At 68.5% G+C, this 26245-nt stretch carries 26 protein-coding genes; 11 read left to right on the top strand and 15 right to left on the bottom strand.

Features of this window, described 5'->3' with window-relative positions; translation table 11 throughout:
• Positions 1 to 16 precede the first annotated feature (16 nt).
• Both G6N30_RS19510 and G6N30_RS19505 read right to left on the bottom strand, forming a co-directional pair.
• A complete protein-coding gene (locus tag G6N30_RS19510; RefSeq protein WP_134058185.1) occupies positions 17 to 835 on the bottom strand; it encodes a succinate dehydrogenase subunit SdhC in 819 nt (272 codons plus the stop codon).
• Between the two features lie 91 nt (positions 836 to 926).
• On the bottom strand, positions 927 to 1223 hold the full coding sequence (locus tag G6N30_RS19505) for an Rv0250c family protein (RefSeq protein WP_134058183.1): 297 nt from the start codon (positions 1221 to 1223) through the stop codon (positions 927 to 929).
• A 110-nt stretch (positions 1224 to 1333) separates the two neighbouring features.
• Here G6N30_RS19505 and G6N30_RS19500 point away from each other — a divergent pair, with 110 nt between their 5' ends.
• Positions 1334 to 2092, top strand: coding sequence for an isocitrate lyase/PEP mutase family protein (locus G6N30_RS19500; protein WP_134058181.1), 759 nt, complete (start codon positions 1334 to 1336; stop codon positions 2090 to 2092).
• 94 nt (positions 2093 to 2186) lie between these two features.
• Here the strand turns inward: G6N30_RS19500 and G6N30_RS19495 are convergent, their stop codons facing one another.
• The gene (locus G6N30_RS19495) at positions 2187 to 2633 is read right to left on the bottom strand and encodes an Hsp20/alpha crystallin family protein (RefSeq protein ID WP_134058179.1); all 447 of its coding nucleotides are present in this window, start codon (positions 2631 to 2633) and stop codon (positions 2187 to 2189) included.
• Positions 2634 to 2852: 219 nt separating this feature from the next.
• Between G6N30_RS19495 and nirB the strand changes: the two genes are divergently transcribed.
• Positions 2853 to 5390, top strand: a complete 2538-nt coding sequence (gene nirB / locus G6N30_RS19490; RefSeq protein ID WP_134058177.1) for a nitrite reductase large subunit NirB — start codon at positions 2853 to 2855, stop codon at positions 5388 to 5390.
• Positions 5387 to 5758 (top strand): nitrite reductase small subunit NirD, encoded by a 372-nt coding sequence (nirD, locus tag G6N30_RS19485; protein ID WP_134058175.1) that lies wholly within the window; start codon positions 5387 to 5389, stop codon positions 5756 to 5758. The genes nirB and nirD overlap by 4 nt, the downstream gene beginning before the upstream one ends.
• Before the next feature lie 3 nt (positions 5759 to 5761).
• On the opposite strand, the gene G6N30_RS19480 is transcribed toward nirD, so the two are convergent.
• From G6N30_RS19480 to lysE, 12 genes are all read right to left on the bottom strand, one after another.
• The gene (locus tag G6N30_RS19480) at positions 5762 to 6331 is read right to left on the bottom strand and encodes a DUF2231 domain-containing protein (RefSeq protein WP_134058173.1); all 570 of its coding nucleotides are present in this window, start codon (positions 6329 to 6331) and stop codon (positions 5762 to 5764) included.
• Between the two features lie 118 nt (positions 6332 to 6449).
• Positions 6450 to 7133, bottom strand: a complete 684-nt coding sequence (locus G6N30_RS19475) for a sirohydrochlorin chelatase (RefSeq protein ID WP_134058171.1) — start codon at positions 7131 to 7133, stop codon at positions 6450 to 6452.
• Entirely contained in the window at positions 7130 to 8278 is a 1149-nt protein-coding gene (locus G6N30_RS19470) for a uroporphyrinogen-III synthase (RefSeq protein ID WP_134058169.1), read from the bottom strand. Before G6N30_RS19470 ends, G6N30_RS19475 begins: the two co-directional genes overlap by 4 nt.
• A gap of 130 nt (positions 8279 to 8408) precedes the next feature.
• On the bottom strand, positions 8409 to 9800 hold the full coding sequence (locus tag G6N30_RS19465) for a nitrate/nitrite transporter (RefSeq protein WP_134058167.1): 1392 nt from the start codon (positions 9798 to 9800) through the stop codon (positions 8409 to 8411).
• 95 nt (positions 9801 to 9895) lie between these two features.
• Positions 9896 to 10459: a GNAT family N-acetyltransferase gene (locus tag G6N30_RS19460; protein ID WP_407664757.1), complete on the bottom strand. Its 564-nt coding sequence runs from the start codon at positions 10457 to 10459 to the stop codon at positions 9896 to 9898.
• Positions 10460 to 10526: 67 nt separating this feature from the next.
• On the bottom strand, positions 10527 to 11405 hold the full coding sequence (locus G6N30_RS19455) for a 5-oxoprolinase/urea amidolyase family protein (RefSeq protein WP_134058164.1): 879 nt from the start codon (positions 11403 to 11405) through the stop codon (positions 10527 to 10529).
• Between the two features lie 19 nt (positions 11406 to 11424).
• Complete coding sequence (locus tag G6N30_RS19450) at positions 11425 to 12093, bottom strand: 5-oxoprolinase subunit B family protein (protein ID WP_163687679.1); 669 nt, start codon at positions 12091 to 12093, stop codon at positions 11425 to 11427.
• Between the two features lie 73 nt (positions 12094 to 12166).
• Positions 12167 to 12841: a queuosine precursor transporter gene (locus tag G6N30_RS19445; protein ID WP_134058162.1), complete on the bottom strand. Its 675-nt coding sequence runs from the start codon at positions 12839 to 12841 to the stop codon at positions 12167 to 12169.
• 38 nt (positions 12842 to 12879) lie between these two features.
• The gene (locus G6N30_RS19440) at positions 12880 to 13842 is read right to left on the bottom strand and encodes an ABC transporter substrate-binding protein (RefSeq protein WP_134058160.1); all 963 of its coding nucleotides are present in this window, start codon (positions 13840 to 13842) and stop codon (positions 12880 to 12882) included.
• 16 nt (positions 13843 to 13858) lie between these two features.
• Positions 13859 to 14971 carry a YeiH family protein gene (locus G6N30_RS19435; protein ID WP_134059241.1) on the bottom strand — a complete coding sequence of 371 codons (1113 nt, stop codon included), beginning with the start codon at positions 14969 to 14971 and terminating at the stop codon, positions 13859 to 13861.
• Positions 14972 to 15123: 152 nt separating this feature from the next.
• Positions 15124 to 15921, bottom strand: a complete 798-nt coding sequence (locus tag G6N30_RS19425) for an SDR family oxidoreductase (protein WP_134058158.1) — start codon at positions 15919 to 15921, stop codon at positions 15124 to 15126.
• A gap of 300 nt (positions 15922 to 16221) precedes the next feature.
• Positions 16222 to 16821, bottom strand: coding sequence for an L-lysine exporter (gene lysE, locus G6N30_RS19420; RefSeq protein WP_134058156.1), 600 nt, complete (start codon positions 16819 to 16821; stop codon positions 16222 to 16224).
• Between the two features lie 299 nt (positions 16822 to 17120).
• On the opposite strand from lysE, the gene G6N30_RS19415 reads away from it, so the two are divergent.
• From G6N30_RS19415 to G6N30_RS19380, 8 genes are read left to right on the top strand one after another with little or no spacing between them, the layout of a single operon-like run.
• Entirely contained in the window at positions 17121 to 17837 is a 717-nt protein-coding gene (locus G6N30_RS19415; RefSeq protein ID WP_234880301.1) for an MlaE family ABC transporter permease, read from the top strand.
• Positions 17838 to 17840: 3 nt separating this feature from the next.
• Positions 17841 to 18698 carry an MlaE family ABC transporter permease gene (locus G6N30_RS19410; protein ID WP_134058153.1) on the top strand — a complete coding sequence of 286 codons (858 nt, stop codon included), beginning with the start codon at positions 17841 to 17843 and terminating at the stop codon, positions 18696 to 18698.
• A 13-nt stretch (positions 18699 to 18711) separates the two neighbouring features.
• Positions 18712 to 19899, top strand: coding sequence for an MCE family protein (locus tag G6N30_RS19405; protein WP_134058151.1), 1188 nt, complete (start codon positions 18712 to 18714; stop codon positions 19897 to 19899).
• Positions 19896 to 20921 carry an MCE family protein gene (locus G6N30_RS19400; protein WP_134058149.1) on the top strand — a complete coding sequence of 342 codons (1026 nt, stop codon included), beginning with the start codon at positions 19896 to 19898 and terminating at the stop codon, positions 20919 to 20921. Before G6N30_RS19405 ends, G6N30_RS19400 begins: the two co-directional genes overlap by 4 nt.
• Positions 20921 to 22003 (top strand): MCE family protein, encoded by a 1083-nt coding sequence (locus G6N30_RS19395; protein WP_134058147.1) that lies wholly within the window; start codon positions 20921 to 20923, stop codon positions 22001 to 22003. Before G6N30_RS19400 ends, G6N30_RS19395 begins: the two co-directional genes overlap by 1 nt.
• Complete coding sequence (locus G6N30_RS19390; RefSeq protein WP_134058145.1) at positions 22000 to 23451, top strand: MCE family protein; 1452 nt, start codon at positions 22000 to 22002, stop codon at positions 23449 to 23451. The genes G6N30_RS19395 and G6N30_RS19390 overlap by 4 nt, the downstream gene beginning before the upstream one ends.
• Positions 23448 to 24668, top strand: coding sequence for an MCE family protein (locus G6N30_RS19385; protein ID WP_134058143.1), 1221 nt, complete (start codon positions 23448 to 23450; stop codon positions 24666 to 24668). Before G6N30_RS19390 ends, G6N30_RS19385 begins: the two co-directional genes overlap by 4 nt.
• Positions 24668 to 26245, top strand: coding sequence for an MCE family protein (locus G6N30_RS19380; protein WP_134058141.1), 1578 nt, complete (start codon positions 24668 to 24670; stop codon positions 26243 to 26245). The genes G6N30_RS19385 and G6N30_RS19380 overlap by 1 nt, the downstream gene beginning before the upstream one ends.

Below are 26245 nucleotides of genomic sequence, written 5' to 3'. Positions count from 1 at the left end.
GGTGTGGAATCAAAACTCAGCCAATGAATCTCAGGTCGGAGATGGTGCCGCTGGCCACCAGCATGACGTAGAAGTCGGTCAGCACCAGCGTGCCGAGAGTGATCCACGCGAACAGCATGTGCCGGGTGTTGAGCTTGCTGACCTGCGTCCACATCCAGTAACGCACCGGGTGTTTCGAGAAGTGCTTGAGCCGGCCGCCGGTGACGTGGCGGCAGGAGTGGCAGGACACCGTGTAGGTCCACAGCAGCACGACGTTGACGACGAGGATCACATTGCCGAGCCCGAACCCGAATCCGGTGGGGGAGCGGAACGCCAGGATCGCGTCGTAGGTGTTGATCAGCGAGATGATCACGGCGATGTAGAAGAAGTAGCGGTGCAGGTTCTGCATGACCAGCGGCAACTTGGTCTCACCGGTGTACGTCGAATGTGGTTCGGCCACAGCGCAACCCGGCGGTGACTGCCACACCGACCGGTAGTAGGCCTTGCGGTAGTAGTAGCAGGTGAGCCGGAACAGCAGCAGGAACGGCAGCGAGAACGCCGCGTACGGCAGCCACCACACGTCGGGCAGGTACTGGCCGAAGTGGCTGGCCTCGGGAATGCAGCCCTTGCTGACGCACGGCGAGTAGAACGGCGTCAGGTAGTGGTAGTCGGCGACCCAGTAGGCGCTGCCCCAGAACGCCCGGACGGTCGCGTAGATGACGAACGCCGCGAGGCCGAGGTTGGTCAGTACCGTCGGCACCCACCAGCGGTCGGTGCGCAGGGTCCGTTGCGGGATCTGGGCGCGTCGCCCGGAGAAGACGCCGGTGCCCTCGCGGTCTGCGGTCGGTGCGCTCACGGTTGCCTTTCGAGAATCGGTGACGGCATGCGGCGACCCGGGTGGGCGCGTCCACGCCATGGTGGGGCGGGCGGCGAGCCGCCCGTTCCGGTCAGCGGGTGCCGCCGAGGCCCTCGTCGTCCACGCCCCGCCAGAAATCGGTGTCGTACTGGGTGTCGGGGATCGGGATCTTCTCGCCGACGTGGTGATGCCTGCTCAAGCCGCGGCCGAGTTCGAGTTCCTCGGCATCGATGTCGAGACGGTCGATGTCGTTGAGGATGCGTTCGGCGTCGTTGACGATGCGGCGCATCGCCGGGGAGTCGCCGTACTGAGACGCCAACGCCGTGACGCAGCGTCGCAACCCGCCGATGAGTTCGTGCAGTTCGGCGAATCCGGTGGTGGTGGACAAGTGACCTCCTTGGGCTGAAGGGTGTCGTGAATCACATTACGCATCCGATGCTAGCCACATCACTGTCTTGGAAGTGAGACAGATCACGTCTGGGGCGGCAGGATGGACACGTGTCGAACCCAGATCTGCAGCAACGGGCCACCGCGCTGCTCGCCTTGCACCAACCCGGAAATCCCGTGGTCCTGCCCACCGTGTGGGACGCCTGGTCCGCCCGGCTCGCCGTCGGCGCGGGATTCTCGGCGCTGACCGTCGGCAGCCATCCCGTCGCCGATTCGGTCGGGCGCGCCGACAACGAGGGCATGACCTTCGATGAACTGCTCACGCGCGTCGCGCAGATCACCGAGGCCGTCGACGTGCCGGTCTCGGTCGACATCGAATCGGGCTACGCCGAAGCGCCCGCGCGGCTCGTCGAGGGACTGCTGAGCGTGGGCGCGGTCGGCCTGAACATCGAGGACACCGTCCACAGCGAGGGCGGCCGGCTCCGATCGTCCGGTGAGCACGCGGAACTCGTCGGAGGGCTGCGGGCCGCCGCCGACTCCGCAGGCGTGCACGTCGTGGTCAACGCCCGCACCGACCTGTTCCTGCGCAAGGACGGCGACGACGCCGACCGGGTGGACCGGGCGGTCGCGCGGCTGAAGGAGGCGGCCGCGGCGGGGGCTGACGTGCTCTACCCGGTCGGCCGCCACGATGCGGACACCCAGCGGCGCCTGACCGCCGAGCTGCCCCTGCCGGTCAACGCGATCGGCCTGCCGGACCAGGACGACCCGGCGTCGTTCGGCCCGCTCGGCGTGGCGCGCATCAGCTTCGGTCCGTTCCTGCAGGCGGCACTGGCCACGCGGGCCACCGAACTGCTCGAGCGCTGGCGCTGAGCTTTTTCGTCCTCCAGACAGCAGTCAGGGTCGTGAATCACGATGATTCACGACCCTGACGTCGTTCTCGGCGCCTCGAGGTGCGCCGGGGGTGTTACTTGTTCTCGATCGCGATGCGCTGCGGCGCGGCACCGGCGTAGGCGCCGGCCACCCGGACCGTCAGCACGCCGGCGTCGTAGGACGCCGAGACGGCGTCGCCGGTGATGTGCTGCGGGAGCCGGAACGAACGCCGGAACGATCCGTACCGCATCTCGCGCAGCGTCCGGCCGTCCTTGTCCTCGCTGCGTTCGTCACGCCGCTCACCGTGGATCACCAGCTGGCCGTTGTCGACCTCCACGGTGACGTCCTTGTCGACGTCCACACCGGGCAGTTCGACCCGGACGACCGCGTCGTCGCCGTCCTTGGCGATCTCTGCGGCGGGGTTGAAGCCCGGTCCGGCCGCTCCGCCGAACCAGTCGTCGGCGGCCGCCGGCCCGAAGAAGTCGCGGACCCAGCGATCCAGATCCCACGCGGGTCGCACCCGCAAGGCCACGTTGCTCATGCTCTCCTCCTCATTCGAACGATCGTCGAGACCGGTCCCGAGCCGGCCTTCTGTCCTGTAAAACTTGAGTCGACCTCGCTCATGTTCCCGGGGCGGCGTTCGCCCACGGCGAACGGAACGCGGGGTCTCACAACCGCCCGCGGCGCAAGGTGAGCACACCGTGATGGGGGCTTCACACAAGGCGACATCGCGGCAATATCGGCTTCCTAGCCTTGCGCCATGCCCTCAACGAAGAACGTCGTGGTCGTCGGTCACGGCATGGTCGGGCACCGCTTCGTCGAAGCGCTGCGCGCGCGCGACGAGGCGGGCGCCTGGCAGATCACCGTGCTCGCCGAGGAATCGGAGGCCGCCTACGACCGGGTCGGCCTGACCGGTTACACCGAGCACTGGAACCGAACGCTGCTCGCGCTGGCCGGAAACGACTACCGCGGCGACGACCTCGTCGACCTGCGACTCAACCAACGGGTCACCTCCATCGACCGCGACGCGCGCACCGTGCGGACCGAGGACGGGACGACGGTCGGCTACGACGCACTGGTGCTGGCCACCGGTTCGTACGCGTTCGTGCCGCCGGTGCCGGGCCATGAACTGCCCGCCTGCCACGTTTACCGCACCCTCGACGACCTGGACGCGATCCGCGCAGACGCGCAGCGCAGCGTGGCCGCCGGTCACACCCCGGTGGGTGTGGTGATCGGCGGCGGCCTGCTCGGCCTGGAGGCCGCGAATGCGCTGCGCCAGTTCGGGTTGGCGCCGCACATCGTCGAGCGGTCGCCCTGGCTGATGAACCAGCAGCTCGACGAGGCCGGGGGACACCTGCTGGGCCGGATGGTCACCGACCTCGGGATCGATGTGCACGTCGGTGTCGGCACCGACGCGATCGAGGCGACCGACCGCGATTCGGTCACCGTCCGGCTGAGCGACGGATCGGCCATCGAGGCGGGGCTGGTGATCTTCGCCGCGGGCGTGCGCCCGCGCGACGAACTGGGCCGCGCGGCCGGTCTGGACATCGCCGAACGCGGTGGTGTCCTCACGGATTCGTCCTGCACCACAGGGGATCCGCGCGTCTACGCGATCGGTGAGGTGGCCGCCATCGACGGCCGCTGCTACGGACTGGTCGGCCCGGGGTACACCAGCGCGGAGGTGGTCGCGGACCGGTTGCTCGGCGGCGCCGCCGAGTTCGGTGCGGCGGACCTGTCGACGAAGCTGAAACTGCTCGGTGTCGACGTGGCCAGCTTCGGCGACGCGATGGGCCGCACCCCGGACTGCCTCGAGGTGGTGGTCAACGACGCGGTCAATCAGACCTACGCCAAACTCGTGCTCTCCGATGACGCCAAGACGCTGCTGGGCGGCGTACTGGTCGGTGACGCCTCGGCGTACGGCGTTCTGCGGCCCATGGTCGGTGAGCAGCTGCCGGGCGACCCGATGGCGCTCATCGCGCCGGCCGGTGCGGGCGGAGCCGACAGCGCACTCGGCGTCGGCGCACTGCCGGCCGCCGCACAGATCTGCTCGTGCAACAACGTCACCAAGGGTGATCTCACCGGTGCGATCGCCGGTGGCTGCTGTGATGTCGCGGGCCTCAAGGCGTGTACCAAGGCCGGCACGTCGTGCGGGTCGTGCGTACCGCTGCTCAAGCAGCTCCTCGAAGCCGAGGGCGTCGAGCAGTCGAAAGCGTTGTGCGAGCACTTCGCCCAGTCGCGGGCCGAACTGTTCGAGATCATCTCGGCGACGGAGATCCGGACGTTCTCGGGTCTGCTCGAGAAGTTCGGCACCGGAAAGGGTTGCGACATCTGCAAACCCACCGTGGCGTCGATCCTCGCGTCGACGAGTTCGGACCACATCCTCGACGGTGAGCAGGCCGCGCTGCAGGACAGCAACGACCACTTCCTGGCCAACATCCAGCGCAACGGCAGCTACTCGGTCGTTCCCCGGGTGCCCGGCGGCGACATCAAACCCGAGCACCTCATCCTGATCGGGGAGATCGCGAAGGACTTCGGCCTGTACACCAAGATCACCGGTGGTCAGCGCATCGACATGTTCGGCGCCACCGTCGACCAGCTGCCCGAGATCTGGCGCAGGCTCGTCGAGGGTGGCATGGAATCAGGTCAGGCGTACGGCAAGTCGCTGCGCACGGTCAAGAGCTGCGTCGGCAGCGACTGGTGCCGCTACGGTCAGCAGGATTCGGTGCAGATGGCCATCAACCTCGAACTGCGATACCGCGGTCTGCGCGCCCCGCACAAGATCAAGATGGGGGTGTCCGGCTGTGCCCGCGAATGCGCAGAGGCGCGCGGGAAGGACGTCGGCGTCATCGCCACCGAACACGGCTGGAACCTCTACGTCGGTGGCAACGGCGGGATGACCCCCGCACACGCGCAACTACTGGCCGGCGACCTCGACGACGACACACTGATCCGCTACATCGACCGGTTCCTGATGTTCTACATCCGCACCGCCGACCGGCTGCAGCGCACAGCGCCGTGGGTGGAGCAGGTCGGCCTCGACCACGTGCGTGAGGTCGTCTGCGACGACTCCCTCGGTCTGGCAGGCGAATTCGAGGCGGCGATGGCCCGCCATGTCGACGGTTATGCGTGCGAGTGGAAGGGCGTGCTCGAGGATCCCGACAAGCTGTCGCGCTTCGTGTCGTTCGTCAACGCGCCCGACGTGTCCGACCCGACCATCACCTTCACCGAGAACGCCGGCCGCAAAGTGCCGGTGCCGATCGGGATGCCCACCGTCCGACCGCTTCAGGAGACCCAGTGACACTTCTCGACGACCGCACCGACCTCACCGCAGCGCCACCGGCGACGTGGACGGTGGCCTGCCGCTACGAGTTCCTGATCCCGTGCCGCGGGGTCGGGGTGCTGCTGCCCGACGGCTCGCAGGCCGCGCTGTTCCGTCTCGATGACGGCAGCCTGCACGCGGTCGGCAACATCGACCCGTTCTCCGGCGCCGCGGTGATGTCGCGCGGCATCACCGGGGACCGCGGCGGACGGGCCACCGTGCAGTCCCCGATCAAGAAGCAGGCCTTCGCCTTCGACGACGGCACGTGCCTCGACGATCCGTCGGTGGCGCTGCCGGTGTACCGGACTCGGCGGACCGCCGACGGTTTCGTCGAGATCGCGGCGTAGGGCTCAGGCCGCGCGGCGGTACTCCACCGGGTTGCGGTGGGTGACCGCGCGTACCGGCTGCCAGCGGAACATCCCGGCGCCCTGCGCGTAGGACAGGTGGCCGCCCAGGGCGCCGCCCACGCTGATCGACGCCAGGCCGAGCAGGCTGTAGACGCGTGCGGCGCGCACCCGTTCCCGCCGGTACGCCCGGTAGGCCAGCCCGAACATCGTCACCCCGACGGCGTTGGACACCGCGTGCACCAGGCCGACCCGCTGCTGACGCTTGTTGAGCAGCACGTAGTCCGCCCACCCGGCCAGCACGGTCGGCGGTGTCGCCGCCAGTCCCACCCCGATGAGACGGCGCGCCGTCGCGACGTCCTTGAACACGACGTCGAAGACCACCGACGTCATCCACGTGCCGATCGGCAGGGTGATCAACAGCGGGTGGACGGGGTGGCCGAGCCACGAGCCGCGCAGGATCCGGCCCAGCCCGGCGCCGTCCACGACTTGACTGGCGATGCGGGCGCTGGTGTCGGCAGCTGCGTCCAGCGACGTCACCTCTTCGACGCTGGCGAGGATGCGATGGAGATTCATGCCGGTCAGATACCCCGCCGGCGGCCACCCAACCCGCGTTGTTTCGCCGTCGCCCCAGGGGGCGGGGTGGGGTCGGCGACATGAAAGTTGACGAGGACCGGCGTCCTGGACAACGCGATCAGGCGGCGACCGGAACCCGGGCCCGACGGAATCGGCTGGTGATCAACCGCACCAGCCCGGGGTGGGTGCCGAGCGGGTCGGTGACGATGTCGGCGCCGCTGGCTCGCAGCCGGTCCTGGAAGAGTCCTTCCGACAGTAGATAGGACGCCACCACCACGCGCCGGGCGCCGCGCCGGCGCACCGAGGCGACCGCATCACCGATCCGCGGTAGCCCGGTGGCGGCGAACGCGAGGTCGACGCGCGCACCGGTGACCGCCGACAGTGACGTGGCGGTGGTGTGCAGATCACGCAGCGCGCCAGGATCGGAGGTGCCCGCAGCGGCGAGGATCACTGAATCGTCTGGGCACCAACCTGATTCGACGAGTCGGTCGGCCAGCACCCGCACCAGCTGCGGGTCGGGGCCCAGCGCCGGTGCGACCGTGACGTCGGGATGGCCGCTGGCCGCCACGTGCTCGGGAATGTCGGCGCGCACGTGGTAGCCGCGCGACAGGAATGCGGGCACCAGGACGGCCGGGCGATCGGGCATCGTGCGGAGCACGTCGGCCGGGGTGGGCCCCAGTACGTCGACGAAGGCGATGTCGACCGGCGCGGCCAGCGCCACGGAGACGCGTTCGGCGATGTCACCGATCAGCGCGACGCCGCTGGCCTTGCGGGTGCCATGGGCGACGAGGATTCGGTTCACAGCGCCTCCGCGAGGTCGTCGTCGACAGTGAGCCGGTATCCGCGTTTCACGACGGTCGACACGATCTGCTTGTCTCCCAACGCGGTCCGCAGCCGCAGCACCGCGGTCTCCACTGCGTGGGTGTCGGTCCCGCTGCCGGGTAGCGCGCCGAGCAGGTCGGTGCGCGACACCACCGCACCCGGCCGGTGCGCGAGGGCGCGGATGGTGGCCATACCGGCCGGAGACAGCGATTTCACGACGCCGTCGACCAGCACACAGGTGCCACGGATCTCCAGCAGGTGGCCGGCCACCCGTACGGTGCGCGCCTGCAGCAGCGGCAGTTCGTCGGTGATGTGGCGGGCCAGCGCGCCCAGTCGCATGCGTTCGGGCGCCGAGGTGGGCACGCCGAGCCGCGCCAGCGGGCGCGCGGTGACCGGGCCGACGCACATCGCGTGCACGTTGGTCCGCATCGCGGTCAGGACCTGGTCGATGACGCCCATCTCGGTCGCGCGCATCAGCACCGACGCCACCGCGGGCGCCGAGGTGAAGCTGACGGCGTCGAACTTCTCCTCGGCGATGCCGGCCACCAGTTGGTCGAACTCGCCGTTGCGGGGCGCGGGCCGCCACCGGTACACGCGGATCGGGACGACGTCGGCGCCCGCGGCGCGCATCTCGTCGAGGAATTCGGGGAACGGGTCCCAGTCGTCGGTGGCGCCGTGCAGTTGGACGGCGATGCGCTTCCCCGCGATGCCGCCGTCGACCAGGTAGCGCAGCACCTCCCGGGAGGACTCCGAGTCGGGTGACCACTCCTCGGGCAGCCCGGCGGCCCGCAGTGCGCCGGTGGCCTTGGGGCCGCGGGAGACGATCCGGGCCCGCTCCAGTGCCGCGGTCAGTTCGGCGGCGACGCCCCAGCCGTCGGCGGCGGCGATCCAGCCGCGGAAGCCGATGCCGGTGGTGGCGACGACGATGTCGGGCGGACTGTCGATCAGCGCGCGGGTGTTGGTCCGCAGCTCGTCGTCGTCGGGCAGAGGCACCATCGCGATCGCGGCGGCGCTGGTGACGGTGGCACCGCGGCGGCGCAGCAGGGCGCTCAGCTCGTCGGCGCGACGGGCGGAGGTCACTGCCACCCGGAATCCGGTGAGCGGCAGCCAGTCGGGCTCACTCATGTGTTCTGTGTATGCAGGTCGTGTTTCGTATCTGTTTCCCGGCCATTGCCATGGCATTGCCGCAATCGGCCCATCGCAATCGGTGTGGGCAGGGCGACGCCGTTGTCAGCCCTGCCCACGGATCCGGTGGTCACGCCCGGGCCAGGTCGGGGTGTGCGGCGCGCTCGACGGCGCCCCCACCCGGACGCCGCACGTACATGATCCAGGTGACCGCGGACGCCAGCACGTAGAACGCGGCGAAGATCCAGAACGCGGCGGTCGCCGAACCGCTCGACAGGTAGGACTGCCGCAGCGCGAGGTTGATACCCACGCCGCCGAGTGCACCGACGGCCCCGGCGAAGCCGATCAACGCTCCGGACATGGCGCGCGACCAGGCGGCGCGGTGCACCTCGTCGGCGTCGAGCGACCGGCTGCGCGCCTCGAAGATCGACGGGATCATCTTGTACACCGAGCCGTTGCCGATGCCGGACAGCAGGAACAGGGCGATGAACCCGACGACGTAACCGATCATCGTGGCGGCGGTGGCCGCACCGGGATTGCCGTCGTCGAGCGTGCTGACGGTGACCAGCACCCCGGCCGCGAGGATCATGCCGGCGAACACCGCCAGCGTGACGCGGCCGCCGCCGATCCGGTCGGCGAGCTTGCCGCCGTACACCCGTGCCAGCGAGCCGAGCAGCGGGCCGACGAAGGCGATCTGCGCGGCGTGCAGCGACGCGTCGGCGGCGCTCTGACCGCGAGCGGCGAAATTGATCTGCAGCACCTGGCCGAACGCGAACGCGAAGCCGATGAATGATCCGAAGGTGCCGATGTAGAGCAGCGAGATCACCCACGTGTCACGAACGCGCAGAATGTCTTTCATCGCCGAGAAGTCGATCTTGTGTTGTTCGAGGTTGTCCATGTACAGCGCCGCGCCGATCCCCGCGACGGCCAGGGCCACCAGGTAGACCGCGCACACCCAGTACGGTGCCCGGTTTCCGGCGGTGGCGATGACGAGCAGGCCGACCAACTGGATCATCGGCACCCCGATGTTGCCGCCACCCGCGTTGACGCCCAGCGCCCATCCCTTGAGCCGCTGCGGATAGAAGGCGTTGATGTTGGTCATCGACGAGGCGAAGTTGCCGCCGCCGAAGCCGGCCAGCGCGGCGCAGACCAGATACGGCCACAGCGGCAAACCGGGATTGGCCAGCAGCACCATCGTGCCCAGTGTCGGGATCAGCAGCACGAACGCCGAGAACACCGTCCAGTTCCGCCCGCCGAACGTGGCGGTGGCCAGGGTGTAGGGGATCCGCAGGCACGCGCCGACCAGGGTGGCGGTCGCGCCGAGCAGGAACTTGTCTCCGGCCGTGAACCCGTAGACGGCCTCCGGCATGAACAGCACCATGACCGACCAGATGGACCACACGGAGAAGCCGATGTGCTCGGCGGCCACCGACCAGATCAGGTTGCGGCGGGCGACGTTTTTGTTACCGGCTTCCCATGCGACCGTGTCCTCGGGATCCCAGTCGGTGATGCGGTGCGACATGGCGGCAACGGTAGGAAGTGTTCATTACCCCGACGCTGCACGCGATGACCCCGCCGTGAAATTCCGCTCACCACCGCCGGCGATGCGGTGTGAGGTCACCAGACGTCGCCGCGGCGCCAGTCGCAGGTCAGCTCGGCGGAGGTGTCGAGGTCGGTGTACCCGAGAGCCGAGCCGACGGGGAAGACGAACACCGACCCGTCGTCCTCCGGGGTGCGGACGCGCCCACCGGGGGCCAACACCGAGGTCGGGCCCTGCCACGGAATCCAGCCCCGGGCCAGGTACATCGGCCGGGCCACGTCGGAGGTCGCGAGTGCGCCGAGTTGGTAAGCGCCGCGCACCACCTGTTCGCACGCGTCCATGACGGCGGTGCCGAGGCCCTGTCTGCGGCAGTCCTCGCGCACGGCGACGGCCTCGATGTATCCGCAGCGCAGCACGGTGTCGCCGTACAGCAGCCGGCGCTGCACCACCGCGGCGTGGGCGATCAGCACGCCGTGGCTGCAGATCAGCGCGTGCATCCCGCCGAGCGCGTGCTCCCAGTCGTCGTCGGTGAAGTCGCCGTCGAAGGCGGCGGCCACCATGCGGCGGGCGCCTTCGCGGGTCTCGTTGTCGAGATCGGCGGTGTGGACCAGCCGCGCGGTGTGGACGTCCCGCACCCGCAGGGGTACGGACAGGTCTCCGGGCTGCACACCTGCCGTTCTACCAGTGTCGGCCGCCTTGCGGCGCGGTTCACCCGGCGTGTTTACGTGGCCGCGACCAGTGCAGCCGGACCGTCTGGCCGGGCCGCGCCTGCGACGCCTTGTCGATGTCGTCGTCGGTCACGACGCCGATCACCGGGTATCCGCCGGTCACCGGATGGTCCGGACCGAGGATGACCGGAAACCCGTTGGGCGGCACCTGGATCGATCCGCGGGTCGCCCCTTCACTGGGCAGCTGCCGGTCCGGCCACCGGTACTCCAGCGGCATACCGACCAGCCGCATGCCGACCCGGTCGCTGCGGGTGGTCACCTGCCAGTTGGTGCGCACCAGGACATCGGGGTCGACGAACCAGTCGTCCCGCGGGCCGGGCACCACATGCAATTCGACGACGTCGTCGTCGATCGCGGCCACCGGCGCCTGATCGAGTTCGGGGAAGTCCTCGGTGTGCTCCCCGACAGGCAGGACGTCGCCGGGTTTGAGCGGCTGCGGACCGATCGCCGACATCACGTCGTAGCTGCGTGAGCCGAGCACCGGGGCGACGTCGAAGCCACCGCGCACCGCGAGGTAGCTGCGCAGGCCGGAGCGCGGCACACCCAGCGAGATCACGTCACCGTCGTGGGCGTAGCGGATGCTGTTGGTGCCGAACGGTTTTCCATTCACGGCGGGATCGGCGTCGGCGCCGGTGACCGCGACGGCGATGTCACCGCCGCGCACGCGGGCGGTGAGGCCGCCGAACATCACCTCGACAGTGGCTCGGTCGCCGGGGTTGGCCACCAGGCGGTTGGCCAGGGTGTGCGCGCGGCGGTCGGCGGCACCCGAACGGGTCACGCCCAGGTGTGCCAGGCCGGGCCGGCCGAGGTCTTCGACCAGCGCGAGCGGTCCGGTGTTCAGGATCTCCAGAGTCGTCATCGTCGTCTCCTCGTCCGGTTCATCCGACGGCGCGGAACTCGACCCACGCGCCCGGGGTGAGCAGCGCGGGGTCGTCGCGGTCGACATCCCACAGCACGGCGTCGGTGTGTCCGATCAGCTGCCAGCCACCGGGCGATTCCCGCGGGTACACCCCGCTGAACTCGCCGGCCAGTCCGACGGCGCCGGCGGGCACCTTGGTGCGCGGCTCGTCACGGCGCGGAACCTGCAGGCGTTCGTCGCCGCCGACGAGGTAGGCGAATCCCGGTGCGAAGCCGCCGAAGCCGACCCGCCACAGCGTCCCGGTGTGGGCGGCGACCAACTGGTCGGGGTCCAGGCCGGTGAGCCGGGCGACGTCGGCGAGGTCGGCCCCGTCGTAGACCACGTCGATGACGACGTCGGCGGTGCGGTCATCCGGGCTGGCGGAGTCCTCGAGGGCGTCCCGGTCCAGCCGCAGGGCGGCCAGCCGTTGCCGGGTGGGCGCCTGGTAGCGCGGGCTGTCGAGTTTGACCAGGACGGTGCGGGCGCCGGGCACGATGTCGACGACGCCGGGCAGCGCGGCGTCGCGGACGGTGGCCGACCACGCCAATACCTCGGCGGTGCTGTCGAACTGGAGGAGCAGTGCGTGATCGCCGTAATCGAGGACTGTGCCCAGAACCATCGGGTCCATCACATCCGGTGCTGCGGTCATACCCAAAGCTACCGCCGGGTAACGTCGGCGGCTGCTCCTTGAGGAGCCTTGCCAGAGGTGTTTTAGGGAAGGCTCAGATCGCGGGTTCGTAGGTCGGTTCCCGGCGTTTGATGACCGCGATCACGCGGTAGGTGACCGGCAGAAGCGCCGCTTCGACGACGGTCTTGTAGATCCAGCCGATCGCCGCGTAGACGGCGAACGAACCCATGTTGCCGAAGCCGATGATCGGTGCGGCGATCGCGCAGAAGACCAGGGTGTCGGCGAACTGCCCGACGACGGTCGATCCGAGCAGCCGGGCCCACAGATGCTGTTCCTTGGTGCGCTGTTTGATCCGGACGACCACCCAGGCGTTGACGAGCTGGCCGACGAGGAAGCCCGACAGCCCGGCAACGGCCAGCCCGGTGATCGCGGACACCGTTGTGGCCAGCGCCTCCTGGTTGGCGTAGTCGGGTGCGCCGGGCAGCCGCACGGTCGTCCACAGCACGACCACGGCGAGCGCCTGCATGGCGAAGCCGATGAACACCGCGCGGCGCGCGGCGCGGAAGCCGTACACCTCGCTCAGCACGTCGCCGATGACGTAGGTCAGCGGGAAGACGAGGAAGCCGCCGTCGGTGAGCAGCGGCCCGAAGGCCACGCCCTTGGTGGCGGCGACGTTGGAGATCAGCACCAGCCCGGTGAACACGGCCACCAACGTCGGGTAGAAGGCGGAACCCACCGCCGCGGACCCCCGGTGGACTGTCTCGGTCACCGCGCCATTCTGGCAGGCGCGGTCACCACCCGGTCACCTCAGGCCAGGATCTGGGCCAGCAGCGGGGGCAGCCGGTCGGCGACCAGCGGATAGGACAGCGGGGAGGCGAAAGCGATGGCGCCGGCGAGTTCCTTGTCTGTGAAGATGGTGCGACCTCCGGCGACGGCCTTCAGGCCCGCGATGGCCGGATCGGCCAACAGCGCGCCCTGTTCCTGCTCGCTCTCGGTGGTCCAGATCAGCACATCGGCGGCGTCGAGCACCGAGGACATCCGGTCGCGGGGGATGAGCGGCCCGCCGGGGTCGGCGACGGTGAACCCCATCTGGGTGAGGAAGTCGGTACGCCAACCGGGCGGCACGGCCTGCACGCTGTCGCGGAAGAGCGGTCCGCGCAGCAGCAGCGCCTTCTTGCCGGCGAATTGCGGGTTGGCCGACGCGGCGTTGGTGAACCGCTCGTCGACGCGCGCGATGGCCGTCTGCATGTCGTCGGCCTTGAACACGGCCTGGCCGATGAGCGTGGCCTGGTCCTTCCACGGCGCGAAGAAGGCGGGTCCGTTCTGCGCCACCGTCGGCGCGATCTTCGACAGCGTGGCGTAGGTGTCGGCGTCGAGGCCGGCGTTCGTCGCGACGATCAGATCCGGATTCAGCCCGCGGATCGCCTCGACCTGGATCCCGTCGGCGAGGCTGAGCACGGTCGGCTGGGCCTGCCCCAATTGACTTCGCGCCCACGGCCAGACGCCGAACGGCTCTCCGCCGAACCAGTCGGTGACCGCGATCGGCACCACACCGACGGCCAGCAGATCGTCCTGTTCGGTGAGTCCGGCGCTCACTACGCGGGCCGGGGGCCCCGGGATGCGGGTGTCGCCGAACGCGTGGGTGACGGTGACCGAGCCGTCCCTTGCGACGGTGCCGGGTTCGTCGCCTGAACAGGCCGCGAGCACCGCCGAGCCGGTGAGCGTGGCGGCCACGGCCAGGAAGTCACGCCGCGACCAGGCAGAAGACACGCGGCGAGCGTAACCGCTAACCCGCCTCGAAGCCGCTGAACAACACGAGTGCGAGCCCGAGCGCGACCACGATGTTGACCACGGTGGCCGAGGCGAACACCGCGACCGGACGCCAGCCCGCCTCCCGCAGGCCGCGCAGCGAGAACTCGAGTCCGATCGCGACGAACGCGAAGATCAGGAACCAGGTGCGCAGGTCGTTGACGGTGGTGATCGCCGACTTGTCGCCGCCCCACTGCAAGAACAGGGTGCCGATGATCGATGCGGCGATGAAGCCCAGCACGAACTTCGGGAAACGCTCCCAGAACTGGCCGACCGTCGGCCGCGCGTCGTGTGCGCTTCGTCGTTCCACCTTGAGCGCGAAGTACGCGGTCAGGGCGATCGCGACGATGCCGATGAGCGCGTTCTGAGTGGTCTTGACGATGGTGGCGATCTGCAGCGCGTCTTCACCGGCGATGGCGCCGGAGGCGGCGACGGCCGCGGTGGTGTCGATGTTGCCGCCGATCCACGCGCCTGCCACGGCGTCGGGGAGTCCGAACACCCGGGACAGCCAGGGCAGCAGGAAGATCGACGGCAGCGCGAACGCGATGACCAGCGAGGCGGCGTAGGCGAGTTGTTCGCGTTTGGCCTGGACCGCGCCTGCGGCGGCGATGGCCGCGCTGACCCCGCAGATCGAGACCGCCGAGGCGAGCAGTGCGCGAAGTTTGTCCTCGAGTCGGAGGCGACCGCCGAGCCACCACGTGAATCCGAAGACGATGGAGATCAGCAGCAGCGCCTGGACGATCGCCGGCCCCGCAGCGGTGACGAGGACCTTGAGGTTGATCGACGCGCCGAGCAGGACCAGGCCGGTCTTGATGAAGAACTCGGTGCGGAATCCCCCCGCGAGAGCGTCGCGTAACACGAGCCGGCTCAGCACGACATTGCCGAGCAGGCCCAAAGCGATGGCGTAGACCGGGAATTCGATCGACTTGGCGACGCCTTCGAACGATGTGCCGTTCGCCCACCGGGGAACCTGCGCTTCGAGTAGGCGGGTGGCCGCGCCGAGCGCGAGCACCACCAGCACCCCGGCGACCGCGTAACCGATGCCGGCCGAGCGACGGTCGCCGGCGGGCGCCTCGGTGGTCTGCTCCATCACGGGATCACGCTGCCCGGGATGGCGCCGACGAGTACGAGCGCGAGCAGCGTGAGGCCGACGATCACGGCCAGCCAATCCTCGTTCATGGATGCGCAAGGTACCGGCGCGCGCGTCGGCGGGCACCGGTTGCGCTCATCGTGAGGCCAACGTCAGGAGTGGGCGAGTTTCTTGTTGACCAGCCTGGTCAGCCACGCGGGGGAGAAGCGGGCACCGGAGGCCAGCACCTTGGATTGCACGCCGACGGGGAAGTGCACCTGGTGCAGCGCGCGGCGCAGCGCGGACGGTTCGACAGCGGCGACGATGGCGTCGGCGATGTCCTGTGCGGTCAGCCGGATGCCGAGCGATTCCGTGGTGCCTGTCTTGATGTTGTCGGTCATGGCTGTCTGGACGTACAGCGGCCACATCGCGATCACCCGGATTCCGTACCGGCTCCATTCCAGGTCGAGGGCTTCGGTGATGCCGCGGACGAAGAATTTCGTGGCGCTGTAGTTGGCGAGTTCGGCCTGACCGTAGATGGCGCTGGCCGAGGCCAGGTTGACGACGACCGAGCCGGGGGTGGTGCGCAGATAGGGGAAGGCGGCGTAGAGGCCGGTCACCACGCCTTTGGTGTTGATATCGATCTCCTTGAAGTGGCCGGCGAGGTCGAGTTCTTCGAACCGCCCGGCGCGCAGGATGCCGGCGTTGTTGATCATCACGTCGAGGCGGCCGCCGGTGGCCTGGGTGAACTCCTCGAGGCGTTGGCTCATCTCGTCGCTGTCGGTGACGTCGAGGTGACCGGTGATCAGGGTGCTCTGTACCCGGTCGAGTTCTTCGGTGAGCGTCTTGAGCCCCACGTCGTCGATGTCGAACGCTCCGACGGTGAACCCCTTGCGGGCGAAGGCGATGGCGGTCTTGCGACCGATGCCGGCGGCGGCGCCGGTGATGAATACGGCTTTCGGGGTGCGCATAAGACATAGTCACCCGTCGATGTCGTTCGCAAACCTGGGCCCACGGAATCGGCGGGACTGTCAGAATTTGCCGCGCACCGATGTTCCTGCCGCGGCAGATGTGGCTGATGTGACTGACGAGACACATGCGCTGGCGCGAAAGCGCCTTGAATGGCCTGGAACTCCCCCTCCGCGGCGCTAGGGAGAACGACCGCTCAGGAGAGCCCCAGGCCGCCTTCCACGGTACGCCGCGAATTCGCTGATGGGCAGTATTCGTCACAATCTCACGCCGGAAAGCGGCGTCCGGACGACGGCGGCCGCTCAGCCGAGCGCCACGGTGACACCGAGGGCGATCATCGTGACAGCGATCAGCGCGTCGAGCACCCGCCACGTCACCGCCGAGGAGAACAGCCCGGCGAGGCGCCGCGCGCCGAATCCGAGGCTGACAAACCACACGGCGCTCGCGGTGACCGCTCCGACGCCGAAGAGCCAGCGTTCGTCGCTGTGCTCGTTGGCCAGCGCGCCGAGCAGAACGACGGTGTCGAGGTAGACGTGCGGGTTGAGCCAGGTCATCGCCGCACATGTGACGAGGACGCCGACGAGGCGGGCGGGGCCCTCCTCGGACGGGGTGAGCGCGGACGGTCGCAGGGCGCGCCGGCCGGCGAGCACGCCGTAGCCGATCAGGAACGCAGCGCCGCCGAATCGCGCGATGTTCATCGCGGCGGGGTGCGTGGTGACGAGGGCGCCGAAGCCGGCGATGCCCGCGACGATCAACACCATGTCGGAGACCGTGCACAGCGCGACGACCGCCGCGACATGTTCACGCCGGATGCCCTGGCGGAGCACGAAGGCGTTCTGCGCGCCGATCGCGGCGATCAGCGTGAGCGACGACAGGAAGCCGAAGGCGACGGGAGAGGACACGAGTTCGACGGTACGAATAGTGCTGGCATCAGTACAGCTAAAGATCCTTTACCGCAATAAGAATTTCTAATTTCATCATACGTCGCCTGGCTGCCGCCTACGCGTCTGCTCCGCGGCGCTGTCCCGGCGCGTGCGTCATCCCGATGGGCGGGACGGGACGTGTGCCCCTGCTCACCCGGATGCCACTGTTGCCCGTCAAGTCACAGTCCCGCGACTGCGCTCGGCGGGAACGAGGAGGAGTACTGGTGAACCGCTCAGATCTGGATCGTCCGCTGGAGGCGGTCGGCGGTCTGTTCGGCATGACCATCGACGCGGTGCGGTTCGCGTTCCGGCGCCCGTTTCAAGCCAGGGAGTTTCTCGAGCAGTCGTGGTTCGTCGCGCGGGTCTCCCTGGCGCCGACGCTCCTGGTCGCGATCCCGTTCACGGTGCTGGTGAGCTTCACCCTCAACATCCTCCTTCGTGAATTGGGCGCCGCCGACCTGTCGGGCGCCGGTGCGGCCTTCGGTGCGGTCACCCAGGTCGGCCCGCTGGTGACCGTGCTGATCGTCGCCGGTGCCGGGGCGACCGCGATGTGCGCCGATCTCGGCTCGCGCACCATCCGCGAGGAGATCGAGGCCATGGAGGTGCTGGGCATCAATCCTGTTCAGCGCCTTGTGACTCCTCGCATGCTGGCATCTGGTCTGGTGGCACTGCTGCTCAACAGCCTGGTCGTCATCATCGGCATCGTCGGCGGCTATGCCTTCTCGGTGTTCGTGCAGGACGTCAACCCCGGTGCGTTCGCCGCGGGCATCACCCTGCTCACCGGGATCGGTGAGGTCATCATCTCCTGTGTCAAAGCCGCGCTGTTCGGTCTGATCGCCGGACTGGTGGCCTGCTACCGCGGCCTGACGATCAGCGGCGGCGGCGCCAAGGCCGTGGGCAATGCCGTCAACGAGACGGTGGTGTACGCGTTCATGGCGCTGTTCGTGATCAACGTGGTCGTCACCGCCATCGGCATCCGGATGACGGCGGGCTAGGGGATGGGTGCACTCACTACGCTGGGAGCGGCCTACCCCCGCGTCGTCAGCCAGTTCAGGAAGCCGGCCTCGCTGGTGGGTCGCCTCGGTGACCACATCCTGTTCTACGGCCGCGCTCTGGCCGGGATACCGCATGCGGCGATGCACTACCGCAAGGAGATCATCCGGCTGATCGCCGAGATCAGCATGGGCGCAGGAACTTTGGCGATGATCGGCGGCACGGTCGTCATCGTCGGGTTCCTCACCCTCGCCGCGGGCGGCACCCTGGCCGTTCAGGGGTACAGCTCGCTGGGCAACATCGGCATCGAGGCGCTCACCGGCTTCCTCGCCGCCTTCATCAATGTCCGGATCTCCGCACCGGTGGTCGCCGGGATCGGCCTGGCCGCCACCTTCGGCGCCGGCGTGACCGCTCAACTCGGCGCCATGCGCATCAACGAAGAGGTCGACGCACTGGAGACGATGGGCATCCGCCCCATCGAGTACCTGGTGAGCACCCGCATCATCGCCGGGATGATCGCGATCACACCGCTGTACTCGGTCGCGGTGATCCTGTCCTTCCTGGCCTCCCAGTTCACCACGGTGGTGTTGTTCGGCCAGTCCGGCGGACTCTACGACCACTACTTCAACACGTTCCTCAACCCCATCGACCTGCTGTGGTCGTTCCTGCAGGCGATCCTCATGGCGCTCACGGTGTTGTTCATCCACACCTACTTCGGCTACTTCGCGACCGGCGGCCCGGCCGGTGTCGGGGTGGCCGTCGGCAACGCGGTCCGCACCTCGCTGGTCGTCGTCGTTGCGGTCACGCTACTGGTCTCGCTGTCCGTGTACGGCTCCAACGGCAACTTCAACCTGTCGGGATAGGCGTGCTGTGGTGATGAAGTCGATTTCCGCGCGCAATGTGGCCGGCACGCTCACCGTGGTGTGCATCGCCGCGACCGTCGCGGTGGCGGTGGGGTTGTTCAACGGGTCGTTCACCAGGAGTGCGACGGTGACGGTCGTGTCCGACCGCGTCGGGCTGGTGATGAACCCCGATGCCAAGGTCAAACTGCACGGCGCCCAGGTCGGCAAGGTCGCCGCCATAGAGGCGCTGCCCGACGGCCGGGCGGCCATCCAGCTCGCGATGGATCCGTCCCAACTCGCAATCATCCCGTCCAATGTCCTGGTCAACATCGGGTCGACCACGGTCTTCGGCTCCAAGGCAGTCGAATTGGTGCCCCCGGCCGAGCCCTCGTCCGACCCGCTGCGCGCCGGGCAGGTGCTCGACGCCGGACACGTGACCGTCGAGATCAACACCATCTTCGAACAACTCGTGGCCGTCCTGGCGAAGATCGAACCGGCCAAGCTCAACGAAACGCTGGGCGCGCTGTCTCAGGGCCTGGCCGGCCGCGGCGAGAAGTTCGGCCAGACATTGGCCGACCTCGACACCCTGCTCGCCGACCTCGACCCCAGCATGGACAACCTCAGCCGCGACATCGCCGTCGCCCCACAGGTTCTCAACGCCTACGCCGACGCCGCGCCCGATCTGCTCGCCACCGCCGACAACGCGTCGCGCATCAGTGACACCCTGGTGGAGCGCCAGAGCGACCTCGACGCCCTGCTGGTCAGCGCCATCGGGCTCGCCGATGTCGGCAACGACGTCGTGGCGACCAACCGCGGCGCCTTCGCCGACGTCATGCGCCTGCTGGTGCCGACCTTGGATCTGACCAACCAGTACCACACCGCGCTGAACTGCGGTCTGGCCGGCATGCTGCCGCTGGCGATGGCTCCGCCACCGCCGGTTCCGGGTGTGCTGCTGCTGGATTCGTTCGTCCTGGGCACCGAGCGCTACCGGTACCCGCAGAACCTGCCGAAGGTGGCGGCGCGCGGCGGTCCGCAGTGCGTGGGCCTACCCGACGTGGGCTACGAGACCCGCGCTCCGTACGTCGTCTCGGACATCGACGCCAACCCGGCGCAGTACGGCAACCAGGGCATCCTGCTCAACTCCGAAGGCCTCAAACAGATGCTGTTCGGCCCCCTCGACGGACCGCCCCGCAACACCGCGCAGATCGGCCAGCCAGGATGAGGCGGCTCGGCCCCACGGTGGTCAAGTTCGGTGTGTTCGCCGTGGTGATGATTTTTCTCACCGCAGCGCTGTTCGCGATCTTCGGCCAGTACCGGGCCGGGTCGGCCCGCGAGTACTCCGCGGTGTTCACCGACGCGTCGAGCGTGAAATCCGGTGACTCCGTGCGGATCGCGGGACTCCGGGTCGGCACCGTGAACGGCGTCTCACTGCAACCGGACAACACGGTCGTGGTGGACTTCGACGCGGGCAGCGACGTCGTACTGACCACCGGGACAAAGGTGGCGGTGCGCTATCTGAACCTCGTCGGCGACCGCTACCTCGAACTGATCGACGGACCCGGACCGACGCAGATCCAACCCGCGGGATCACGAATCCCCAAGGACCGCACCGAACCCGCACTCGACCTCGATCTGCTGCTGGGTGGTCTGAAACCGGTGATCCGCGGACTCAACCCCGACGACGTCAACGCGCTGACCCACTCGCTGATCCAGATCCTGCAGGGCCAGAGCGGTGACATCGAGTCCCTGTTCGCCAAAACCTCGTCGTTCGCCAACTCGATCGCCGCCAACGGCGCGACGGTCCGGCAGATGATCGACAGCCTCAACACCGTGGTGGAGACGATGTCGCGGGACGGCGACAAGTTCTCCGGCGCCGTCGCGCGCCTCGAAGAGCTCGTCACCGGCCTCGCGCAGGAGCGCGACCCGATCGGCGCGGCCATCGAGTCCCTCGACAACGGCACCGCATCGTTGGCCGATCTGATGACCGAGGCCCGGCCGCCGTTGGCGGGGTCGGTCGACCAGCTCAACCGCATCGCGCCGCTTCTCGAGAAGGACAAGGAGCTGCTCGACATCTCCCTGCAGAAGGCGCCGGCCAACTACCGCAAGCTGGTGCGCCTCGGCGCCTACGGCAGCTGGCTCAACCAGTACCTCTGTGGGTTGTCCGTCCGAGTCACCGATCTGCAGGGACGCACCGCGTACTTCCCGTGGATCAAGCAAGACACCGGAAGGTGTGCGGAGCCCTGATGCTGAAATACCGTGGAAAACAGCTCATTCGTACCGGTTTCATCGGCCTGGTGCTCATCGTGCTCGTCATCGTCGTCGGCCTGCAGCCCCAGCAGCTGTGGGCGATGGCGACGTCGGTGAAGTACCGTGCGGTGTTCGCCGAGGCGGGCGGACTGGCCGCCGGCAACGACGTCAAGGTCTCCGGCGTCACGGCCGGGACTGTCTCCGATGTCGTACTGGACAACGGCAAGGCGCTGGTCACCTTCTCCCTCGACGGCAAGGTGCGCCTCGGTGCGGATTCGACCGCGCACATCCGCACCGGCACGCTGCTGGGCGAGCGGATGCTGACCCTGGAACCGAAGGGCGCTCAACCTCTGAAATCGATGGGGACCATTCCGCTGTCGCGGACCTCCTCGCCCTACTCGCTGACCGAGGCGGTCAGCGATTTCACGGCCAACACCGCCGACACCGACACGGCCACGTTGAACCAGTCACTCGACACCCTGTCCGAGACGATCGACCGGCTGGCCCCCCAGCTGGGCCCGACCTTCGACGGGTTGACCGAGCTCTCCCGGTCCCTCAACGACCGCGACGAGACACTCGGCGACCTGCTTGCCGGCGCCGCCGACGTCACCGGAATCCTGTCCGAACGCAGCCAGCAGGTGAACACGCTGCTGTTGTCCGCCAACGATCTACTCGCGGTCCTCGAACAGCGCCGATACGCGATCGTCAACCTGCTCGCGAACACCTCCGCGATGTCGCAGCAGCTCACCGGTTTGGTGCGGGACAACGAACAGGAACTGGCGCCCACGCTGGAGAAGCTCAACTCCGTATCGGAGATGCTGGAACGCAACCGTGACAACATCGCCAAAGCCCTCAACGGACTCGCCAAATATCAGGTGACACAGGGCGAAGCGGTCAACAACGGGTTCTATTACAACGCGTTCATCGGCAACCTGCTGCCCGGTGGTGCGCTGCAGCCGTTCCTCGACTACGCGCTCGGGTACCGGCGCGGCGTCAACGCCGGCCAACCGCCGGACAATGCCGGTCCGCGCGCCGAATTCCCGTTCCCCTACAACGGCATCCCGGGTGGTTCGCGATGATCGGCCGCACCAAGTTCACCAAGGTCCTCACCGTAGCGCTGGTGGCGTTGCTGGTCGCCGGCATCGCGGTCCTCGTGCGGCAGGCGTTCTTCGCGCCGCGGATCATCACCGCCTACTTCACCTCCGCCACATCGATCTATCCCGGTGACGAGGTGCGTGTCGTCGGCGTTCGGGTCGGCAAGATCGAAGCCATCGAACCCGTGGGCGAACAGGCCAGGTTCACCCTCGCCGTCGACCGTGACGTGCCCATCCCGGCCGACGCCAAGGCCATCATCGTGGCGCCCAACCTGATCGCCGCCCGCTACGTTCAGCTCACCCCGGCCTACGAGTCGAGCGGTCCGGTGCTGCCGGACGACGCCGTCATCGGCGTGGAACGCACCGCGGTACCCGTCGAGTGGGATGAGGTCAAGGAACAGTTGACCAGGTTGGCAACCGAACTCGGCCCGACCAGCGGAGTGTCCGACACCTCGGTCAGCCGGTTCATCGACAGCGCGGCCAATGCGATGGACGGCAACGGCGAGAAGCTGCGGGAGACGATCGCCCAACTCTCGGGAGTCGGGCGCATCCTCGCCGACGGCAGCGGCAACATCGTCGACGTCATCAAGAACCTGCAGGTCTTCGTGACAGGGCTGCGGGACAGCAACGTGCAGATCGTCCAGTTCCAGGACCGTCTCGCCACCGTCAGCAGCGTGGTCGACGGCAGCCGAGCGGAGATGGACTCGGCACTGACGCACCTCTCCGAGGCGGTCGGGGAAGTGCAGCGGTTCATCGCGGGCATCCGCGATCAGACCGCCGAGCAGATCCAGCGTCTGGCCAACGTGACCCAGAACGTCGCCGACAATCGCGTCACGCTCGAGAACGTGCTCCACGTCGCGCCTAACGCAATCGGCAACGGGTACAACATCTATCACCCCGATACCGGCACGATGCTCGGTGGATTCGCGATGGGCAACTTCGCGAACCCGGTCCAGCTCATCTGTTCGGCGATCGGCGCGGTCCGCAATGCGACGGCGCCCGAAACGGCCAGGATCTGTTCGGAGTACCTCGGTCCCGCGCTGAGCCTGCTGAACTTCAACTACCTGCCCATGCCGATCAACGCGTACCTCAAGAAGTCGCCCAGCCCCGAGAACCTGGTCTACTCGGACCCGGCCCTGGCGCCCGGTGGCGCCGGGGGCAGCCCGACACCGCCCGAGGTACCGCCCGCCGTGTCCGCCTTCACCGGAGCCGGCGACGTCCCACCCCCGGCGGGCTGGGGAACGCCGCCCGGCCCGCCGGGCGCATACGCACCCAACGGGCTTCCGGCGAACCCGACACCGGCGTTGTTCCCCGGTGCACCCGTTCCCGCGGGGGTGCCGGCGCCGCCAGCGTCACCGCCGGCCACCTTGCCCCAGATGCTGCTGCCCGCCGAGGTGCCGCCGGCCCCTCCGCAGCAAGGCCCACCCGCATGATCGGCCGTCGTTCGACCCGCCGCGTGGCCGCGGTCGCCGCCTGCGTGACGGTCGTCGCCTCCGGGTGCACCTTCGACGGTCTGAACTCGATCCCGCTGCCGGGCACCGTCGGAACCGGATCCGGGGCGACGACGTATCACGTCCAGCTGGCCAATGTTGGTACCCTGGAATCGAATTCGCCGGTGCTGGTCAGCGACGTGGTGGTCGGCACCGTCGGGAAGATGACGTTGCGGGGTTGGCACGCCGACGTGGAGGTCACGGTGCAGCCCGACGTCGTCGTCCCCGCCAACGCGGTCGCCACCGTGGGCCAGACCAGCCTGCTCGGATCGATGCACCTGGCGTTGGATCCGCCGGTGGGCGCGCTGCCGAGTGGTCGCCTGCAGCCCGGGAGCACCGTCGGGCTGGACAGATCCTCGACGTATCCGTCGACGGAGCAGACGCTGTCGTCGCTGTCCGTGGTCGTCAACGGCGGTGGATTGGGCCAGGCCGGTGACATCATCCGGGAGTTCAACGCGACCCTCAACGGCCGCGAGGGCCAGTTGCGTGATCTGCTGGTGCGACTCAACGATTTCATCGGCATGCTCGACCGGCAGCGCGATGACATCAACGCCTCGATCGCGGCGCTCAATCGGCTGGCCGGCACGCTCGCCGGACAGCGCGAGGTCATCACGTCGGCACTGCAACGCATTCCACCGGCGCTCGACGTGCTGATCGCCGAACGGCCCAGGCTCACGACCGCGCTGGACAAGCTGCGGATCTTCAGCGACACGGCCACCGGCATGATCGAGGACACCCAGGCCGACCTGGTGCGCAACCTGACGAACCTCGAGCCGACGCTCAAGGCGCTCGCCGACGTGGGGCCGAACCTCGGTACGGCGCTCGCGTACGCCCCGACGTTCCCCTACACCCAGGGCTTCATCGACCGGGCCATCCGCGGCGACTACATGAACCAGTTCATCATCTTCGACTTCACGATCCCGCGGCTCAAGCGCGGCCTGTTCCTCGGCACCCGCTGGGGGGAGGAAGGCACGCCGATGGTTCCCGCGCCCGGAGACCCGTGGTACCTCAACTACACGCTGGATCCGCTCAACGCCCCGGTCACGCCTCCGCCAGCGGTGGCGCCGATTCCAGAGCTGACGGAGACGGCCGACGGTATCGACACCGTGGACCCGTCCTCGGCGGAGGCAGATCCCTCCGCGGACACAGGGGGTAACTGATGCTCACGCGTTTCGTCCGCACCCAGTTGATCATCTTCACCGTCACCGCTGTGGTGGCGATGGGCGTGATGGTCTTCGGATATCTGCAGGCCCCCACCCTGCTCGGGATCGGCCGGATGACGGTGACCGTCGAACTGCCGGGAACTGGTGGGCTGTACCAGTTCTCGAATGTCACCTACCGCGGTGTCGAGGTCGGCAAGGTGACGCAGGTCCGCGCCACCCGCAACGGCGCCGAAGCCACCCTGTCGCTGACCACGGGATCGGACATCCCCGCGGACCTGCACGCCGCGGTGCGCAGTGTGTCGGCGGTCGGGGAGCAGTACGTCGATCTGCAGCCCCGCACCGAATCCGGCCCGTATCTGCGTGACGGTTCGGTCATCGGCGTGGAGAACACGTCGATCCCGCAGGCGGTCGGGCCGATGCTCGACCAGGTGAGCGCGATGATCGACAGCGTTCCGAAGGACAAGATCAGTGGACTGCTCGACGAGTCGGCCAAGGCGCTCAACGGCTCCGGCTACGATCTCGGGTCGATGCTCGACTCCTCGTCGACCGTCGTCGGGGATGCGAAAGGCGTGACCGCAGAGATGCGTTCGCTCATCGACGACAGCGGGCCGCTGCTCGAGGGCCAGGCGCAGACCGCCGATCAGCTGCGCACCTGGGCACGCGGCATGGCCGGTGTCACCGGTCAGCTCGTGGACAACGACCCCCAGGTGCGGACGCTGCTCGGCACCGGCGCGGGAGCCGCCGACGAGGCGTCGCGGCTGTTCAATGCAGTGAAGCCCACGGTGCCGGTGCTGTTGGCCAACCTCACCACCGTCGGCCAGGTCGCGGTGACCTATCACGCCTCGATCGAACAGTTGCTCGTGTTGCTTCCGCCGTACGTGGCCGCGACCCAGACCGTGGGCGTGTCACGCAACAACCCGACCGGCATGTCGCTGGGTGACTTCACGCTGAACATCAATGATCCGCCCGCCTGCACCGTCGGCTTCCTGCCGCCGTCGTCGTGGCGTTCCCCGGACGACGAGAGCGATATCGACACGCCTGACGGGCTGTACTGCAAACTGCCGCAGGACTCTCCGATCGGCGTGCGCGGCGCCCGCAATTATCCGTGCATGGCCCAGCCGGGCAAGCGGGCGGCCACCGTCGAACAGTGCGCCAGCGACAAGCCGTTCGAGCCGCTGGCCATGCGCCAGCATGCGCTGGGGCCCTACCCGTTCGACCCGTCCTTGGTGGCACAGGGCATCCCGCCGGACGATCGGGTCGACCGCGACGAGCAGATCTACGGTCCGGTCGGCGGCACCCCGATGCCGCCACCGAGTCCGCCCCCGGGTCCCGCACCGGCGCCAGCCCCGGCACCGGGTCCCGCGGCGCCGCCGCCCGGCGGTCCGACCGTCGCGCCGAGCGCGTTCGCCCCGGCTGGTACCAATGGGCCGTCGGTGGCCATCGCCACCTACGATCCGGAGACCGGGAAGTACGCCACCCCCGACGGCAAGGTGTTCACCCAGCCTGCGCTCGCATCGAATTCCGTTGCAGGGCAGAGTAAGACGTGGCAGGACATGCTGCCGACGGGGGCGTGA

Source organism: Mycolicibacterium litorale (assembly GCF_010731695.1).
GTDB classification, from domain to species: Bacteria; Actinomycetota; Actinomycetes; order Mycobacteriales; family Mycobacteriaceae; genus Mycobacterium; species Mycobacterium litorale.
This window is presented reverse-complemented; position numbering and strand designations above follow the sequence as displayed.

Bases quoted from the DNA above. Each gene is read 5' to 3' on its own strand.
- G6N30_RS19410 (WP_134058153.1), top strand. From the start codon at position 17,841: ATGGGTGCACTCACTACGCTGGGAGCGGCCTACCCCCGCGTCGTCAGC.
- G6N30_RS19390 (WP_134058145.1), top strand. From the start codon at position 22,000: ATGATCGGCCGCACCAAGTTCACCAAGGTCCTCACCGTAGCGCTGGTG.
- G6N30_RS19450 (WP_163687679.1), bottom strand. From the start codon at position 12,093: ATGACCGCAGCACCGGATGTGATGGACCCGATGGTTCTGGGCACAGTC.
- G6N30_RS19465 (WP_134058167.1), bottom strand. From the start codon at position 9,800: ATGTCGCACCGCATCACCGACTGGGATCCCGAGGACACGGTCGCATGG.
- G6N30_RS19400 (WP_134058149.1), top strand. From the start codon at position 19,896: ATGAGGCGGCTCGGCCCCACGGTGGTCAAGTTCGGTGTGTTCGCCGTG.
- G6N30_RS19425 (WP_134058158.1), bottom strand. From the start codon at position 15,921: ATGCGCACCCCGAAAGCCGTATTCATCACCGGCGCCGCCGCCGGCATC.
- G6N30_RS19395 (WP_134058147.1), top strand. From the start codon at position 20,921: ATGCTGAAATACCGTGGAAAACAGCTCATTCGTACCGGTTTCATCGGC.
- G6N30_RS19405 (WP_134058151.1), top strand. From the start codon at position 18,712: ATGAAGTCGATTTCCGCGCGCAATGTGGCCGGCACGCTCACCGTGGTG.
- G6N30_RS19435 (WP_134059241.1), bottom strand. From the start codon at position 14,971: ATGGAGCAGACCACCGAGGCGCCCGCCGGCGACCGTCGCTCGGCCGGC.
- G6N30_RS19495 (WP_134058179.1), bottom strand. From the start codon at position 2,633: ATGAGCAACGTGGCCTTGCGGGTGCGACCCGCGTGGGATCTGGATCGC.
- G6N30_RS19415 (WP_234880301.1), top strand. From the start codon at position 17,121: ATGACCATCGACGCGGTGCGGTTCGCGTTCCGGCGCCCGTTTCAAGCC.
- nirB (WP_134058177.1), top strand. From the start codon at position 2,853: ATGCCCTCAACGAAGAACGTCGTGGTCGTCGGTCACGGCATGGTCGGG.
- G6N30_RS19470 (WP_134058169.1), bottom strand. From the start codon at position 8,278: ATGAGTGAGCCCGACTGGCTGCCGCTCACCGGATTCCGGGTGGCAGTG.
- G6N30_RS19385 (WP_134058143.1), top strand. From the start codon at position 23,448: ATGATCGGCCGTCGTTCGACCCGCCGCGTGGCCGCGGTCGCCGCCTGC.
- G6N30_RS19480 (WP_134058173.1), bottom strand. From the start codon at position 6,331: ATGAATCTCCATCGCATCCTCGCCAGCGTCGAAGAGGTGACGTCGCTG.
- G6N30_RS19380 (WP_134058141.1), top strand. From the start codon at position 24,668: ATGCTCACGCGTTTCGTCCGCACCCAGTTGATCATCTTCACCGTCACC.
- G6N30_RS19455 (WP_134058164.1), bottom strand. From the start codon at position 11,405: ATGACGACTCTGGAGATCCTGAACACCGGACCGCTCGCGCTGGTCGAA.